This window comes from Sphingomonas sp. (assembly GCF_030145815.1).
Taxonomy (GTDB): Bacteria; Pseudomonadota; Alphaproteobacteria; order Sphingomonadales; family Sphingomonadaceae; genus Sphingomonas.
Genome location: NZ_JAIXHL010000016.1, coordinates 31,718 through 48,163, shown reverse-complemented (window position 1 = coordinate 48,163; position 16,446 = coordinate 31,718). Strand labels below are relative to the sequence as shown.

Sequence of the window (16,446 nt, the reverse complement as noted above, 5' to 3'; positions counted from 1 at the left end):
TCGCCCCCCGACATGAACCCGCCCGCACGGGCACCGCATTTCCTGGCCGAGATCGGCTGGGGGGATGGTGAGATCTTGCCGCTGGCCGGGGATGCGTCGTTCCGCCGCTATTTCCGGGTGCAGGCGCCGGGGCGCAGCGCGATCCTGATGGACGCGCCGCCGCCGCATGAGGACCCGCGGCCGTTCATCTCCATTGCGCGCTGGCTGACCGATCGCGGGTTTGCAGCGCCGCAAATCTATGGCGAGGAGCTGGAAACCGGCCTCGTCCTGATCGAGGATTTCGGCGACGCGCGCTTGCGCGAGACGGTCGACGCCGCGCCCGAGAGCGAGTTGCGACTGTATGAGGCGGCGATCGACGTGCTGATCCGCCTGCGCGGGCATGAGGCGGCGGACATCGACCCCTATGACGCCGAGACGTGCCAGCGTGAGGCGGCGCTGCTGACCGAATGGTATTGCCCGGCGATCGGCGTGGATGCCGATGTCGAGGGCTATCGCGCGGCGTGGAACGCAGTGCTGGCCCCGGCGCTGGAGGGGCAGCGGGTCACGGTGCTGCGTGACTATCACGCCGAGAATCTGATGCTGATCGAGGGAAGCGAGACGCTGGGCCTGCTCGATTTCCAAGATGCGCTGGCGGGGCATCCGGCCTATGATCTCGTCTCGCTGTTGCAGGATGCACGGCGCGATGTGCACCCCGATCTGGAGGCGGCGATGCTCGATCGCTATCGCCGGATTACCGGGGCGGATCAGGCGTTTGTCGACGCCTATCATGTGCTCGGCGCGCAGCGGAATGCGAAGATCATCGGCATCTTCACTCGGTTGTGGCAGCGCGATGGCAAGCCGCGTTATCCCGGGCTGTGCCCCCGTGTGTGGGGCTATCTGGAGCGTGACCTTCAGCATCCATCGCTGGCGCCGGTGAAGGCGTGGTTCGACGCGAACATCCCGGCGCATCTGCGCGGTGACCCGATGGTGGTGGTGCAGGCGTGAGCGCGAAAAAGACGCTGGCGATCCGGCCCGTCCCGGCGGGCGCGGTGCCGCACACCGCGATGGTGATGGCGGCCGGGCTGGGCAAACGCATGCGCCCGCTGACCGCGATGCGGCCGAAGCCGCTGGTCGAGGTCGCGGGCAAGCCGCTGATCGACCATGTGTTCGACCGGTTGCGCAGTGCGGGCGTCAAACGCGCGGTGGTCAATGTCCATTACCTCGCCGACGCACTGGAGGCGCATGTCACGCACCGGGTGAAGGACATCGAGGTGCTGGTCTCCGACGAGCGCAAGCAATTGATGGAGACCGGCGGCGGGCTGGTGCAGGCGCGCGCAATGCTGGGCGCTGATCCCTTTGTTTGCGTCAACAGCGATAACCTTTGGATCGACGGTCCGATCGACGCGATCCGCCAGCTGGCGGCGGCGTGGGACGATGCGCGGATGGACGCGCTGCTGCTGCTGGTCCCGCTCGCCCGTGCGCACTGTCATGGCGGGCAGGGGGATTTTCACCTCGACCCGTTCGGCAAGATCGTCGGGCGGCGCAAGCCGGGGCGACTGGCACCGTTCGTCTATACCGGGGTGCAGATCCTCTCTCCCCGCGTGATCCGCGATTGGCCGGAGGGACCGTTTTCGACGAACCTGTTCTGGGAACGCGCGATCGCTGCGGGGCGAGCGTTCGGCGTGGTGCATCAGGGGTTGTGGTTCGATGTCGGCAGCCCGCCGGCGATTGCGGCAACTGAGGCGGTGCTGGCGGACGGGTGAGTGTGTTCATTCGCGGTTCCGGATGGCTGGAGATGTGCACACTATAACCAAATAGGTTCGTGTAGGAAAGCCGTGGGCTGGAAGCGGCGGTTTTCTGCCAGATTTTCGCAGGCGTCGGATGCCACAGGCGGCGCGATTGGGCGTGATGGCACGGGGCGGTCGCAAAAGGCGATGCGAACATGTCGTGGATGAACGCGCCATTGGGGCCGGAGGCTGTGTGTCGGGGCCTGAGGGTAGAAGCTAAACTGTCCTCCCCCGGAGGGGGAGGGGGACCGGCGCAGCCGGTGGAGGGGTAGCTCTCCTCTCAGCGACATCGCTTGACGAAACTACCCCTCCGTCACCGCTGCGCGGTGCCACCTCCCCCTCCGGGGGAGGAATTTTGGGCGGTCGTCACGATGTGTTGGATGACGCCTTCAAGGTTGCTCAGGACTTCCTGAGCTGGGATGCGGACGGTTCGGACGCCTTGGGTCATCAGCCAGCCGTCGCGGGCTTCGTCGCTCTGGGGGCGGTTACCATATTCATGCGCTTCGCCGTCGACCTCTACGGCGAGCCTGAAGCGGGGGCAGAAGAAATCGAGCACATAGGGTCCGGCGGGGTGCTGGTGGCGGAAGCGAAGGTTGCCGGGGCGCTTTTTGAGCTCTCGCCAGAGGATGATCTCGGGCAAGGTCATGGTTCTGCGCAATTGCTTGGCGCGCTTCTGGGTTTCCTTTGGGCCGTGCAGCATTTGGTGAGCTACCCCTCCACCGCCTTCGGCGGTCCCCCTCCCCCTCCGGGGGAGGAATTTTGTAGCAGGATGCGTGCGCCTTTCCTACGGTCGGCGCTTCTATGACCACCCGCCTGCACCTCTTCACCATCCCGCCGCATCGCGCGTTCGCCGACGCGCTCGCGCAGGGGTTGATCCGGCGGCATGGGGGGGATCCGTTGCGGTTGGCGCGGGGGGTGGTGCTGGTGCCGACCAATCGCGCCAAGCGGACGATGACCGATGCGTTCGTGCGGGCGAGCGGGGGCGGGTTGTTGCTGCCGCGGATGGTGGCGATCGGCGATCCCGAGCTGGACGAGGCGGCGGGGCCGTTTCTTGACCCGGCTGACGATGACGCGCCGATTCCGCCTGCGGTCGAACCGCTGCAGCGGCGGATGATCCTGTCGCGGCTGATCGAAGCGCATGACCGCAACGTCGATGCGGCCGAGGCGGTGCGGCTGGCGGGGGATCTGGGGCGGACGCTGGACCAGATGCTGGTCGAGGAGATCGCGCCGAGCGCGCTGCGCGACGTGGTGCTGCTCGATCATCTGACGGTGCATTGGCAGCGCGCGCTCGACCTGTTCGAAATCGTTTTGGAGAAGTGGCCGCAAGAGCTTGAGAAGCTTGGCCGGATCGATCTGGCCGAGCGGCGCAACCGGCTGCTCGACCGGGTCGCGAAGCGCTGGACGGCCGACCCGCCCGAGCGGTTCGTGTGCGCGGCGGGGATTACCACGAGTGCGCCCGCGATTGCGCGGCTGCTGCGGGTCGTTGCGGGGCTGCCGCAGGGGCAGGTGGTGCTGCCGGGCGTCGATCTGGCGATGGACCCGGACGAATGGGCGATGCTGGGGCCGTTCCCGGCTGAGCCGGTGAGCGGACGGCGGCGGCGCAGTCTGGAGACGCATCCGCAATTCCATCTGAAGCTGTTGATCGACCGGATGGGCGTGCAGCGCGGCGAGTTCGAACCTTGGCGCGTCGCGACCGAGCTGGACGCGCCGCCCGCGCGCAGCAAGGCGATTGCCAGCGCGATGATGCCGGCCGAGCGGACGACGCTTTGGAGCGACCTGCCCGCAGGCGAGCGGCGGCTGGCGGGGGTGCGCGTGCTGGAAGTCGCGACCCCGGCGGAGGAGGCGCAGGGGATTGCGCTGGCGTTGCGCGCCGCGCTCGAGGAGCCCGGTCGGACCGCCGCGCTGGTGACGCCCGACCGCGCGCTGGCCAAGCGGGTGGCGGCGCATTGCGCGCGCTGGGGGATTGCGATCGACGATTCCGCCGGGTCGGCGCTGTCGATCCTGCCGCCGGGAACGCTGTTGCTGGCGCTGGCCGAGGCGGCGGCGCAGGGGTTTGCGCCGATGGCGTTGCTGGCGCTGCTCAAGCATCCGCTGGTGCGCGCGGGTGACGCGCGGATCGGCTGGCTGGAGCAGGTTCGGTCGCTCGATCTGGCGTTGCGGGGGCCGAGGCCGCCTGCGGGGCTGGCCGGGGTTACGGCGCATCTGGCTGATCCTGAGGGCCATGATGCGCGGATGCGGGCGCGGGCGATCGAGCCATGGGCGGAGATTGCGGCGCTGCTGCAACCGATCGAGGCTGCATTTGCGGCGGAGATGGTGCCGCCCGCGGCGCTGTTGGCGCAGCTGCGCGAAGGGGCCGAGCGGTTATGCGGCGAGCGGATCTGGGCGGGCGTCGACGGGCGCGCGGCGGCGGCGCTGCTCGACGATCTGGAGCGCGAGGCGGTGCATGGTCCGGCGCTGATCGCTCCGGCGAGTCTGCCGGCATTGCTGCGAACCCTCATGGATGAGGTGGCGGTGCGGCCGCCGCAGGGTGGGCATCCACGCCTGGCGATCCTGGGCGTGATTGAGGCGCGGTTGCATGCCGCCGATCTGCTGGTGCTGGGCGGGTTGAACGAGGGTGTGTGGCCGGGACTGCCTGCGCCGGACCCGTGGCTGGCACCGCGCATTCGTAGCGAGCTGGGGCTGCCGGGGCTGGAGCGGCGGATCGGGCTGGCGGCCCATGATCTGGCGCAGGGGCTGGGTGCGCGTGAGGTGTTGCTGACGCGGGCCAAGCGCGATGCGGGGGCGCCGACGATCGCGTCGCGCTTCTGGTTGCGGCTGGAGGCGCTGTCGGGCGGGTTGGAGCGGGCGACCGAGATCGAAGTCTGGGCGCGCGCGATCGATGTGCCGGGGGTGCATGCGCCGGTCACGCGGCCCGAGCCGTGCCCGCCGGTGGCGATCCGCCCGCGATCGATTCCGGTGACCGATGTCGATCGGTTGAAGGCCGACCCCTATGCCTTTTACGCCAAGCGCATGCTGCGGCTGCGCCCGCTCGATCCGGTCGATGCCGATCCGAGCGCGGCGTGGCGCGGGACGGCGGTGCATGACGTGCTGGAGCAATGGGCGCGGCATGATGGCTGTGACCCCGACGCGCTGGAGCCGCGCGTGCTGGAGATGCTCCGCGCGGCGCACCCGATGATGCGGGCTCTGTGGCAGCCAAGGTTGATCGAGGCGGTGCGCTGGATCGTGCGCGAGACGGCGGCGCATCCGGCGCGGCGCATCCTGGCGGTGGAGCAGGAGGGCGGGATCGACATTGCGGGCGTGCGCCTGACCGGCAAGTTCGACCGCATTGATGCGATGGGCGACGGGACGATTGGCATTGTCGACTACAAGACCGGCCAGCCGCCGAGCACGAAGGCGGTGCGCGCGGGATATAGTTTGCAGTTGGGCCTGCTGGGCCTGATCGCCGAGCGCGGCGGGTTTGTCGGGATTTCGGGGCGGGCGAGCTGTTTCGAATATTGGTCGCTCGCGCGCAGGAATGGCGAGTTCGGCTATGTCGCGACGCCGGTCGATCCGGCGGAGAAATATGGGCGGATGAAGCCGGAAGAGTTCGTGCCGACGGCGGCGGAGAATTTCGCCGATACGGCGGGGCGCTATCTGACCGGGGGCGAGGCGTTTACGGCCAAGCTGCACCCCGAATATGCGCCCTATTCGGATTACGATCAGTTGATGCGCCGGGACGAATGGTATGGCCGTGAGCGGCGCTAATATCTCCGCACTTCCGCCGCTCGCGGGGAGCCAGGGGGCGGCGTCGCAGCCGGAGGCGAGCGTGTGGCTGTCGGCGAGCGCGGGGACGGGGAAGACGCAGGTGCTGGCCGCCCGCGTGTTTCGCCTGTTGCTGCGCGGGGTCGATCCCGGCGCGATCCTGTGCCTGACCTTTACCAAGGCGGGCGCGGCGGAGATGGCGGCGCGGGTGAGCGGGCGGCTGGCCTATTGGGTGCGGGCGAAGCGGACCGAGCTGTTCGCCGATCTGGAGGCGCTGGGCGAGCCGGCCGACGATGCGCAGATTGCGCTGGCGCGGACCTTGTTCGCCAAGGTGCTGGATGCACCGGGCGGGGGGCTGCGCATCCAGACGATCCATAGTTTCTGCCAGACCTTGCTGTCGGCGTTTCCGGTCGAGGCCGGGCTGACGCCGGGGTTCCGGCCGCTGGAGGCGCGCGAGGAATCGGCGCTGGCGCGCGAGGCGCTGGCGGAGATGCTGGTCACCGCCGAGCGCGAGGGGCGCGGATGGGTGATCGATGCGGTCGGGGCGCTGAGCCTGCGGCTGGGCGAGGGCAAGGCCGAGGCGTTTCTAAGCGCCTGCGCGCGGGCACCCGAGGCGATGGCGGCGATGCCGAGCGGGATCCAGCCGTGGTTGCGGCGGGCGTTCGATCTGCCTTCCGGAGATGTCGCTGCTGCGGCGGCGGAGTGGTGCAGCGACGATGCGTTCTACGTGGACGGGCTGGCGCGGATTGCCGATGCGAACGAGGCGTGGGGGACCGCGACCGGCACGCGCGATGCCGGAGTGGCGCGGGCGTGGATCGCGGCGGACCCGGTGGAGCGGGTCGCGGGGCTGAGTGATCTGCGCAAGCTGGCGCTGACCGGGAAGGACGAGCCGCGCAAGGTTTCGGCGAAGCTGGCGGCGATCGAGCCGCATTATGAAGACCTGCTGATCGCGCTGGGCGAGGCGTGCATCGCGGTGCAGGGCATGGTGGCGCGGGCGGGCTATGTTGATTGCCTGGCGCAGGGGCTGGAGGCCGGGCGGGAATATGCCGCGACCTACACGGCGGCCAAGCGGCGGGCGGGGGCGGTCGATTTCGACGATCTGATCGGGAAGGCGGTCGCGCTGCTTGAGCAGGACGGGATGGGTGACTGGATCCGCTACAAGCTGGATCAGGCGACCAGCCATGTCCTGATCGACGAGGCGCAGGACACGAACGTCAACCAGTGGCGGATCGTGCGCGCGCTGGCCGACGAGTTCTTTGCCGGCGAAGGCGCGCATGGCGAGGAGGTGCGGACGATCTTCGCGGTCGGGGATTACAAGCAGGCGATCTTTGGCTTTCAGGGGACCGACCCGGTCAATTTCCGCGCGGCGCAGCAGCATTTCGATACGCGCGCGGCGGGCGCGCTGGATACGCTGTCGCTGGTGCACAGCTTCCGTTCGACCGCGCCGGTGCTGGAGTTTGTCGATGCGGCGATTGGCGCGCTGCCGCCGCCGGGCATGGGTGAATTTGCCGAGCCCGAGCCCCATGCCAGCCGGGTCGAAGGGCCGGGGACGGCGACGTTGTGGCCGCCGGTAGTGACGGGCGGCGACCCGGAGGATGAGGAAGGCTGGATCGACGACGCGACGCGCGAGCTGGCCAACCGGATCGCGGGGCAGATCCGGGATTGGATCGGCACGCTGGAGCTGGAGAGCAAGGGGCGCATGCTGCGGCCCGAGGATGTGATGATCCTGGTGCGGCGGCGCGGTGAGCTGGCCGGGCTGATCGTCGCACGGCTCTATGCCGAGGGGGTGCCGGTGGCGGGGGTCGACCGGCTGCGGCTGAATGCGCCGCTGGCGGTGCAGGATCTGCTCGCGGCGGTGCGGTTTGCGTTGCAGCCGGACGATGACCTGTCGCTGGCGGCTTTGCTGGTGTCGCCGCTGATCGGGTGGACGCAGGATGAACTGATGGTCGCCGCGATGCGCGAGCGTGGAAGCCTGTGGCGGCATTTGCGCGCGACCCAGACGCCGGAGCGGCTGGAGCCGCTGTTCGGACTGCTCGCGCGGGCGGATTTCATGACGCCGCACCGGTTTCTGGAGGCAATCCTGACCGGGCCGATGGACGGGCGGCGCAAGCTGCTCCACCGGCTGGGCGCCGAAGCGCTTGATCCGATCGAAGAATTGCTGACAGCGGCCTTGGGGTTCGAGGGGGTAGCGACGCCGACGCTGCAGCGCTTCCTTGACTGGTTCGACCGGGGCGATGTCGAGATCGTGCGCGATGCGGCGCAACCGCAGGCGGCGGTGCGGGTGATGACCGCGCATGGGGCGAAAGGGTTGCAGGCGCCGCTGGTAATCCTGGCCGATGCGACCGCCGATCCGGTGGCGGGGAATCGCGGGGATTTTGTCGAGTGGGAGCCGGAGGGCGAGGGGTTCAAGCTCCCGGTGTTCCGCCCGGGCAAGGCCGAGCGTGGCGGGCCGGTCGATGATGCGGTGAGCGCTGCCGAGGCGCGCGAGCTGGAGGAGCATTGGCGGCTGTTCTACGTTGCGGCGACGCGGGCGGAGGAGCGGTTGGTGATCGCGGGCGCGCTGGGGCCAAAGGCGAAGGGCGAGCCGCCGGCGTTGAGCTGGTACACGGCGGCGGCGGCGGGTCTGGATGCGCTGGGTGTCGAAGCGGGCGAGGGCGAGCGGAGCTTCACCGGGATTGCGCCCACGCGTGCGGTGCCGCGCAAGGCGGTTGTGGCGGAGGCTGGCGAGGCGGCGGGAGCAGTGCCCGAATGGGCGCGGCGGGCGGCTCCGGTCGAGGCGCGGCCGCCGCGACCCTTGGCGCCGTCATCGCTGGGTGAGGATCTGGTCGCCGATCCGCCGCCGGCTGCGGCGCTGCGTGCGGCGGCGGAGCGCGGGCGGTTGATCCATGCGTTGCTGGAGCGGCTGCCTGTGGTCGCTGCCGAGCGGCGCGCGGAAGTGGCCGAGCGCTGGCTGGCGGGCGCTGGCGGCGTTGAGGATGCGGGTGAGCGGGCGGAGCTGGCGCGTGCGGCGCTGGGGGTGCTGGCCGAGCCGCGCTTTGCCGAATTGTTCGGGCCGGAAGCGCTGGCCGAAGCCCCGGTCGCGGCGGTCGTGGGCGGGGGGCATGTCGTTTCCGGGACTGCCGACCGGCTGCTGGTGACGGACGATCGCGTGCTGGTGGTGGATTTCAAGACCGGGCGGCGCGCGCCGGGGACGCTCGGCGATGTGCCGCCCTATCATGTGCGGCAGATGGCGGCCTATGTCGCGGCGCTGGAGGTGATCTTTCCGGGGCGCGAGGTGGTCGCGGGACTGCTCTATACGGCGGGGCCTGTGCTGTTCGAACTGCCCGCCGATCTGGTCGCGGCGCACAAGCCGGGCTTCGCGGGCGGCGAACAAAGCTTGCCACTCGATGCTTGAGACGCGCGGCTGCCGACCCTAGTTAGGCAGCAACAGACAGGAGATTTGAGACATGGCGAAGGCCGTTACCGACGAGAGCTTTGCAACCGACGTGCTGCAGTCCGACAAGCCCGTGATCGTGGATTTCTGGGCGGAATGGTGCGGCCCGTGCAAGATCATCGGCCCGAGCCTGGAAGAGCTGGCCGAGGAACTGGCGGACAAGGTCACGATCACCAAGCTGAACATCGAGGAAAATCCCGACACGCCGGGCCAGCTGGGCATTCGCGGCATCCCGACGCTGTTCGTCTACAAGGACGGGCAGAAGGTCGCGCAGCAGGTGGGGATTCAGGACATCAATACGAAGTCCAAGCTGAAGGCATGGATCGAGAGCGTGGTGTGAGAAGGAGTTGGATCGCGGGCGGCGTAGTAACGCTACTCGCGATCCCACTCGCTTATTGGGGGCTCGACGAATGGACGATGTCCGGTCACGCGCCGCGCCCCGTCTCTTTGGCTTGGGACGCCGCGATCCGAGTTGTCGAGGGGTACGATCCCTATCGGAGGTGTGCTCTGCCGGATGAGGTTCAGCCGGACGGCAGCCGGATCGGTCGTTCTGTTCCCGAACGAAACTGCTTCGACTTTGGACTGGTTCAGCGGTTTACCGGCGTCTATTTTGACGAGTTTGAAGGGCAACTTTTCATAGAAGGGGCACCAGCAGGGCCACCATATCTGCAACCGCAGGAACGGATATGGCCCTCCTTCGATGAAAAGACCACGTATCGCGGTGATACGCGACGCGCCCTCTCATCAGACGATTCGGGCGCTACGCGTGTTTTCGAAGTCGAGTGGATCGGACGGAAGACTGTGCGTGCGGGGGAATACGGCCATTTCGGGATGTCCCAGCGCGGCATGATTGTCGATCAGGTGATCAAAGTCCGACTTCTCCACAAGGTCGAGGGTTATGCCGGGCCCGACCTTTTGGTCCGCCAGAAATACTAGCTCCGATAGTCCGCGTTGATCGAGATGTAACCATGGGTCAGGTCGCAGGTCCACACCGTGGCGCGGCCTTCACCGAGGCCGAGGTCGACGCCAATTTCGATCTCGTGGCCCTTGAGATGCGCGGCGACGGGGGTTTCGTCATAGCCTTCGACCGCGAGGCCGGCTGACGCGACCTGCACGCCGCCGAAGGTGATGGCGAGCGTGTCGCGGTCGGCGGGTTCGCCGGCCTTGCCGACGGCCATGACGATGCGGCCCCAATTGGCATCCTCGCCCGCGATGGCAGTCTTTACCAGCGGCGAGTTGGCGATGCTGAGTGCGATGCGGTGCGCGCTGGCGTCGCTTTCGGCGCCTTCGACATCGATGCGGATGAACTTCGACGCGCCCTCACCGTCGCGGACGACGAGATGGGCGAGCTGGAGACACAGCTCGGCGAGCGCGGCGCGGAAGGCGTCGGCGCCGTCGCTGTCGTCATCGGTGAGCGGCGCATTGCCCGCCGCGCCGGTGGCGAAGGCGAGGACGGTGTCGCTGGTCGAGGTGTCGCTGTCGACGGTGATGCAGGAGAAGCTCTTGCGGTTGGCGTCGGACAACGCGCGCTGGAGGAAGGCGGGATCGACGGCGGCGTCGGTGAAGATGTAGCCGAGCATCGTCGCCATGTCGGGAGCGATCATTCCCGAACCCTTTATGATGCCGACCAGGTTGACCGTGCGGCCATCGACGATGGCAGAGGTCATCGCGCCCTTGGCGAAGGTGTCGGTGGTGCCGATGGTGTTGGCGGCATCCTCCCAGTTGCACGGTTCGGCGGTGAAGGCGGCGTCGAGGCCGGCTTCGGCCTTGTCGATCGGGAGGGGGACGCCGATCACACCGGTGGAGGAGACGAACACGTCCGAGGGCTGGCAGTTCAGATGCCCCGCGACCCGCGCAGCGATTGCCTCGACCGCAGCGCGTCCGCGATTGCCCGTGAAGGCATTGCTGTTCCCGGCATTGACCACCAGCGCGCGGGCCTTGCCGAGCGGGAGCGCGTCGCGGCACCATTCGACTTCGGGTGAGGGGCATTTGCTGGTGGTGGTGACGCCCGCGACCGCCGTGCCCTCGTCCAGCGTCACGAAGGTGAGGTCGCAGCGGTCCCATTGCTTGTAGTGCGCGCGGGCGACGCGGAGGGTGACGCCGGGGATTGCCGGAAGTGATGGGAAGGCGGCGGGGGCGAGCGGGGAGCGATTCATTGCAGTTCCTCTATTCCTTTCGTCGCCCCGGCGGAGGCCGGGGCCGCCCTGTGGTGCGGGCATCCCTGAAAAACTTGGCGGCCCCGGCCTGCGCCGGGGCGACGGCAATTCAGGCCAGCGCGCTCGCGGCGCTGAGTACGGCGCGGACGCTGGCGGTGGCGACGTCCTCGTCGATGCCGACGCCCCAGACGGTTCGACCGTCGGCGGTGCGGCATTCGACATAGGCGGCGGCTTGGGCGGTCGAGCCATGGCCGATCGCGTGTTCGGCATAGTCGGCGATGTCGAGATCGACCCCGAACCCGTCGCGGATCGCGGCGACGACGCTGGAGATCAGGCCGTTGCCGCGCCCGCTGACCGACCGCGACACGCCGTCCACCTCGATCGCGCCGGCGAAGATGCGCTCGCCGTTGGATGCGCGGGTTTCGTCATAGGCGCCGAGGGTGAAGCGCTGCGGCGTGGCGAGGCGATAGGCGGACTGGAAGGTTGCCCAGATATCCTGCGCGTTGAGTTCGCGGCTGGTTTCGTCGGCCATGCGCTGCACATGGCGGCTGAAATCGGCCTGGAGCCGCTTGGGCAGCTTCAGCCCCTTGTCCTGCTCCAGCACCCAGGCGACGCCGCCCTTGCCCGACTGCGAGTTGACGCGGATGACCGCTTCATAGCTGCGGCCGAGATCGGCGGGATCGATCGGGAGATAGGGCACTTCCCACAGGTCGTCGTTGCGCGCTTCCTGCGCGGCAAAGCCCTTTTTGATCGCGTCCTGGTGGCTGCCCGAAAAAGCGGTGAAGACGAGGTCGCCGGCATAGGGCGTGCGCGGATGGACGGGGATGTTGGTGCAGTATTCGACCGTCTTCACCACTTCGTCGATGTCGTCGAAGGTCAGGCCGGGATCGACCCCTTGGGTGTACATGTTCATCGCGACGGTCACGAGGTCGCAATTGCCGGTGCGCTCGCCATTGCCGAGCAGGCAGCCCTCGACCCGGTCGGCGCCGGCCATCAGGCCAAGCTCCGCCGCCGCGACGCCGGTGCCGCGGTCGTTATGCGTGTGCAGCGAGATGACGACGCTGTCGCGGTTCGGGATGTGGCGGCAGAAATATTCGATCTGGTCGGCATAGATGTTGGGCGTCGCTGCCTCGACCGTCGCGGGCAGGTTGAGGATCAGCGGGCGTTCGGGCGTGGGGCGAAGCACGTCCATCACCGCACTGCACACCTCGATCGAGAAATCGAGTTCGGCGGTGGAGAAGGTTTCCGGCGAATATTCGAACTGCCAGTCGGTGTCGGGCTGGGCCGCCGCGCCGTCGCGCAGCATGCGGGCGGCGTCGGTGGCGATCGCCTTGACCTGATCGCGCTCCATGCCGAACACGATGCGCCGCCATGCCGGGCTAACGGCGTTATATACATGCACGATCGCCTGCTTCGCGCCGCGCAGGCTTTCGAAACTGGTCTCGATCAGGTCGCGCCGTGCCTGCGTGAGCACCTGAACCGTCACGTCGTCGGGAATGCGGCCGTCGCGGACGAGGCCGGAGATGAAGTCGAATTCGGTCGCGCCCGCGCTGGGGAAGCCGACCTCGATCTCCTTGATCCCGACGCGGCAGATCAGGTCGAAGAAGCGGGTCTTCTTTTCCGCATCCATCGGGTCGATCAGCGCCTGATTACCGTCGCGCAGGTCGGTCGAGAGCCAGCGCGGCGCGCGCGTGATCGTGCGGCTCGGCCATTGGCGATCGGGCAGATCGACCTGGGGGAAGGGGCGGTATTTGACGCTGGGGTCGCGCAACATGGGACTTCTCGCTTCGAAACGGACGGTCGGGGAGGGGTTTTGCTCTGCCCTTAGGCCGTGTGCGCGGCGCGTGGCCACGCGACTCCACGCCCTAAGGGCGGGTAAGTCGAAGCAGGAGGAGGCTGCGGTTCGGCAACATTATGCGCGGCGCTTAGCGCGGGCGCGCAACAAATGTCCAGTACGTAATGCTGCGGCCCGATCCCGTGCGGACGATATCATTCTATAAAGATTTGAGCGGCATAGGATCAGTCGGGGGCCGGACAGGACGAAAAAATGCTTCAAATCATGTACATCAGCAGTGCGGCCAACTGCGCCCCGATCGACGTCGCGCAGATCCTGACGGTCTCTCGCCGGAACAACGAGCGCGATGGCGTTACTGGATTTCTCTACGCCGATGGGCGGCGGTTCCTGCAGGTGCTGGAGGGGCCGGCCGAGGCGGTCGAGCGCGCATTTGCGCGGATCGGCGGCGATACGCGCCACCGCGCGGTCGTAACGCTGTCGCGGCGTGAAATTGCAGCGCGCGAATTTGGCGACTGGGCGATGGCGCATCGCATGCCGGGTAGTGACAGCGATGCGCTGTTGGCGCAGATCGCCGAACGGCTCGAGACCGCGTCGCCGAATGTTCGCGCCACCTTTGAAGGCTTTGCGAAAATTCGGCGCGCGGCCTGAAGTCTTATTTCTGGAATGCGGCGGCGATGGTCAGTTCGACCTCGTCGCTGACCAAAGGCACGGCATAGCCAAGGCCGAAATCGCTGCGCTTGATCGTCGCCTCAGCCTCGAACCCGACATTTTCCTTGCCGCCCATCTGCGCCGGCGCCTTGCCCGCGCCGTAGAAATCGACGTCCAGCGTCACCGGCTTGGTGATGCCGTTGAGGGTGAGGTTGCCGTGCACCTTGGCCTCGTCGCCATCGGCGTCGACCATGACGTGGGTCGACACGAACTTGGCGTCAGCGGGTGCCGAACCGAAGAAGTCGGGCTTGCCGCCATCCTTGCCGTCGCGCAGCAGGTGTGCGGTGAAGCCGGGGACGCCGGTCACCATCTTCGACACGGGGATCGTCACGTCGACCTTGGACGCGGCGGGGTTCTTGGGGTCGAGCTGCATCGTGCCGGTGACCTGGCCGAACAGTCCCCACAGCGGCGAGAAGCCGAAATGGTTGACCTCCCACTTCACCAGCGTGTGGTTGGCGTCGACGGTGTAGCTGCCGCCGGTGATCGCGGCCTTGTCCTTCGACCCCGGCATTTGCTGCGCGACGAGGGGCGTGGCGATGGCGGTTGCGGCGAGCAGGGTGGCGAGGACGATGCGCATAGGGATTCTCCGGATTGCGTTACGGGGGCGCCACGACAATGCGCGACACCCCCGTCGAGTTCAAATCACGAAATGGGAACGCAGGGTTTCCCGACGCGCGATCAAAGTTGCGGCAGGATCAAATATTTCTCACCCGTCGCGCGGCGATTATAGGCGGCGATGCAGCCGGGCTGGACTGCGTCCTCCAGGCTGATGCGGTTGCTGTAGCTGCTGGCGAAGGTGGTACGGATCTCCGCCGCGACCTTGGCGCGCATCCGCATCACTTCCTCCATCCCCGCTTTCATAAGGTAAGGGGTGAGCAGCCAGCCGCCGACGCCCCAGATCATACCGAAACCGCGATTGAGCTCGGTCGGGGCGGTGCTGAGGCCGCCATAGATATAGACCTGCTTCATCGTCGACGAGCCATAGGGGCCGTTGGCCGGGTTGGTGCGGACGGCGGCGGCTTCCATCGCGGTCAATATCTGGCCGGCGAGCTTGCCGCCACCGATCGCGTCGAAGGCGAGGAAGGCCTGGGTCTCGGCGATCGCTTCGGTCAGTTGCGCCATGAAGTCGGGCGCGCTGCTGTCGACGACATGGGTCGCGCCGAGATCGCGCAGCAGCAGCGCCTGGGTCTGGCTGCGCACGATGTTCACCAGCGGCACGCCTTCGGACAGGGTCAGCTTGACCAGCATCTGGCCCAGGTTCGACGCGGCGGCGGTGTGGACCAGGCCCTTGTAACCTTCCCGCCGCATCGTACCGACCATGCCGAGCGCGGTCATCGGGTTGACGAAGGACGAGGCGGCTTCCTCGGCGGCGATGCCGTCGGGGAAGACGAGGCAGTCGCGTGCGCGGAGAAGGCGATATTGCGTGTAGAAGCCGCCGCCCGCTGCGGCCACGGTCTTGCCGATCAGCGCCTGTGCGGCGGGATCGTCTCCCGCGGCGACAACCGTACCGGCGCCTTCATTGCCGATCGGGAGCGGCTTGCCCGCGCGCACCGCGACATGGCGGCGGAGGCCTTCGGGGATTTCCGCCCGCGCGCCATAGCCGAGCGCGGTGAAGGCATTGGAGTCGGCGACGCTGAGCATCACGGCAAGGTCGGACGGGTTGATCGGGGTGGCTTCGACCCGGATCAGCACTTCGTCTCCGGTCGGCTGCGGAACCGGGACGTCGCGCAGGGTGAGTTCGAGGCCGCCGTCCTCGGTCACGGTTGAGAACATCTGCTTGGCCTGGGCCGGGATCGTGTTGCTCAATGCATCCTCCTTATGATGTTTGACATGGGCATACCGTGAATTCGAAAGCGGGATCAATGGGGCGTTAGAAATCGTTGCCGAGCGCATTGTGCCCCCTCGCGTTCGGGCGCGGTTTACGTTAAGGTGAACCTCATGACCCGTGCAGCCACCCCGTTCGAAGTTCCGATCCCGGTCGATCCCGCCGACATCGACTTCATGGGACACGTCAATAACGCCAGCTACCTTAAATGGGTGCAGGAGGCGGTGTTGGCGCATTGGCAGAAGCTGGCTCCGGCGGAAGAGGTGGCGAAACACCTGTGGGTCGCGCTCAAGCACGAGATCACCTATCGCAAGCCCGCCTTCCTCAATGACGAAGTGGTCGCGACGGTGCTGCTGGAGAAGGTTCAGGGCGTTAGCGCGTTTTACGAAACGGTCATCCGGCGCGGCGACACGGTGCTGGCCGAGGTCAAGTCACGCTGGTGCTGTGTCGATGCAACGACGCTGCGCCCGGCGCGGATCGCCGAGCATATCGTCGAGCATTTCTTCGGGAAGCGCGAAGCGTAACGCCGCGCGCTAAAGCCAGCGCGGGACGCTGTGGACGTAGTTGATGTACGCGACGCCGAACTTGTCGGCCATGTAGCGTTCCTCGCGCACGATGACGCCATAGTGGATCGTCATGATCAGCGGGATGAACAGCCATAAGGCGACCGGGGCATTCGCGGCGACGGTAAGGCCGAGATAGGCGAGCGTCATGCCGAGATACATCGGGTTGCGCGTCCAGCGGTAGATGCCCTGCACGACGAAGGCGGTGGTCGGCTGCCAGGGCGGGGCGGGGGTTCCGGCCGCCTTGAACCGTCCCAGCGCTGCGACGATCAGCCCACCTCCCGCGAGCAGGAACAGTGCGACGACGGTCCAGCGCAGCGATCCGGGCATGTCGAGTCCCTGGGTGCGGACCACCAGATATTCGAGCGCGATTCCCGCGATCAGATAGCCGAGGAAGATCAGCGGCGGCGGAGCGATGACGCCGGGAGTGTCGGATTTCGGTTCGGTCATGGGGCTTTC

General features: G+C 67.5%; 14 protein-coding genes. 8 read left to right on the top strand and 6 right to left on the bottom strand.

Going from position 1 to position 16,446, the window contains the following annotated elements:
* Nucleotides 1-12: 12 nt before the first annotated feature.
* Both KYX69_RS14935 and KYX69_RS14930 read left to right on the top strand, forming a co-directional pair.
* Entirely contained in the window at nt 13-984 is a 972-nt protein-coding gene (locus tag KYX69_RS14935) for a phosphotransferase (protein ID WP_300498671.1), read from the top strand.
* Nucleotides 985-1,043: 59 nt separating this feature from the next.
* Entirely contained in the window at nt 1,044-1,742 is a 699-nt protein-coding gene (locus tag KYX69_RS14930) for a nucleotidyltransferase family protein (RefSeq protein ID WP_300498669.1), read from the top strand.
* Between the two features lie 337 nt (nt 1,743-2,079).
* Here KYX69_RS14930 and KYX69_RS14925 read toward each other — a convergent pair whose 3' ends face one another.
* Nucleotides 2,080-2,466 (bottom strand): endonuclease domain-containing protein, encoded by a 387-nt coding sequence (locus KYX69_RS14925; protein ID WP_300498615.1) that lies wholly within the window; start codon nt 2,464-2,466, stop codon nt 2,080-2,082.
* A gap of 101 nt (nt 2,467-2,567) precedes the next feature.
* Between KYX69_RS14925 and addB the strand changes: the two genes are divergently transcribed.
* The 4 genes from addB (at nt 2,568) to KYX69_RS14905 (ending at nt 9,876) form a co-directional block, all read left to right on the top strand.
* Complete coding sequence (gene addB / locus KYX69_RS14920) at nt 2,568-5,510, top strand: double-strand break repair protein AddB (protein WP_300498614.1); 2,943 nt, start codon at nt 2,568-2,570, stop codon at nt 5,508-5,510.
* Nucleotides 5,491-8,901 (top strand): double-strand break repair helicase AddA, encoded by a 3,411-nt coding sequence (gene addA / locus KYX69_RS14915; RefSeq protein ID WP_300498613.1) that lies wholly within the window; start codon nt 5,491-5,493, stop codon nt 8,899-8,901. Before addB ends, addA begins: the two co-directional genes overlap by 20 nt.
* 52 nt (nt 8,902-8,953) lie before the next feature.
* Nucleotides 8,954-9,280, top strand: a complete 327-nt coding sequence (gene trxA / locus KYX69_RS14910) for a thioredoxin (RefSeq protein ID WP_300498611.1) — start codon at nt 8,954-8,956, stop codon at nt 9,278-9,280.
* A 77-nt stretch (nt 9,281-9,357) separates the two neighbouring features.
* Entirely contained in the window at nt 9,358-9,876 is a 519-nt protein-coding gene (locus tag KYX69_RS14905) for a hypothetical protein (protein ID WP_300498609.1), read from the top strand.
* Here the strand turns inward: KYX69_RS14905 and argJ are convergent.
* Together argJ and leuA are read right to left on the bottom strand one after the other, a co-directional pair.
* Nucleotides 9,873-11,096 carry a bifunctional glutamate N-acetyltransferase/amino-acid acetyltransferase ArgJ gene (argJ, locus tag KYX69_RS14900; RefSeq protein WP_300498607.1) on the bottom strand — a complete coding sequence of 408 codons (1,224 nt, stop codon included), beginning with the start codon at nt 11,094-11,096 and terminating at the stop codon, nt 9,873-9,875. The two genes, KYX69_RS14905 and argJ, sit on opposite strands and share 4 nt — an antisense overlap.
* A gap of 109 nt (nt 11,097-11,205) precedes the next feature.
* The gene (gene leuA, locus KYX69_RS14895; RefSeq protein WP_300498606.1) at nt 11,206-12,870 is read right to left on the bottom strand and encodes a 2-isopropylmalate synthase; all 1,665 of its coding nucleotides are present in this window, start codon (nt 12,868-12,870) and stop codon (nt 11,206-11,208) included.
* A 273-nt stretch (nt 12,871-13,143) separates the two neighbouring features.
* On the opposite strand from leuA, the gene KYX69_RS14890 reads away from it, so the two are divergent.
* Nucleotides 13,144-13,539, top strand: a complete 396-nt coding sequence (locus KYX69_RS14890; RefSeq protein WP_300498605.1) for a BLUF domain-containing protein — start codon at nt 13,144-13,146, stop codon at nt 13,537-13,539.
* A 4-nt stretch (nt 13,540-13,543) separates the two neighbouring features.
* On the opposite strand, the gene KYX69_RS14885 is transcribed toward KYX69_RS14890, so the two are convergent.
* Nucleotides 13,544-14,176: a YceI family protein gene (locus KYX69_RS14885; protein ID WP_300498603.1), complete on the bottom strand. Its 633-nt coding sequence runs from the start codon at nt 14,174-14,176 to the stop codon at nt 13,544-13,546.
* Between the two features lie 101 nt (nt 14,177-14,277).
* Nucleotides 14,278-15,405, bottom strand: coding sequence for a zinc-binding dehydrogenase (locus tag KYX69_RS14880; RefSeq protein WP_367280210.1), 1,128 nt, complete (start codon nt 15,403-15,405; stop codon nt 14,278-14,280).
* A gap of 132 nt (nt 15,406-15,537) precedes the next feature.
* Between KYX69_RS14880 and KYX69_RS14875 the strand changes: the two genes are divergently transcribed.
* Entirely contained in the window at nt 15,538-15,948 is a 411-nt protein-coding gene (locus KYX69_RS14875) for a thioesterase family protein (RefSeq protein WP_300498602.1), read from the top strand.
* 9 nt (nt 15,949-15,957) lie between these two features.
* On the opposite strand, the gene KYX69_RS14870 is transcribed toward KYX69_RS14875, so the two are convergent.
* A complete protein-coding gene (locus KYX69_RS14870; protein WP_300498601.1) occupies nt 15,958-16,437 on the bottom strand; it encodes an isoprenylcysteine carboxylmethyltransferase family protein in 480 nt (159 codons plus the stop codon).
* Between the last annotated feature and the right edge of the window lie 9 nt (nt 16,438-16,446).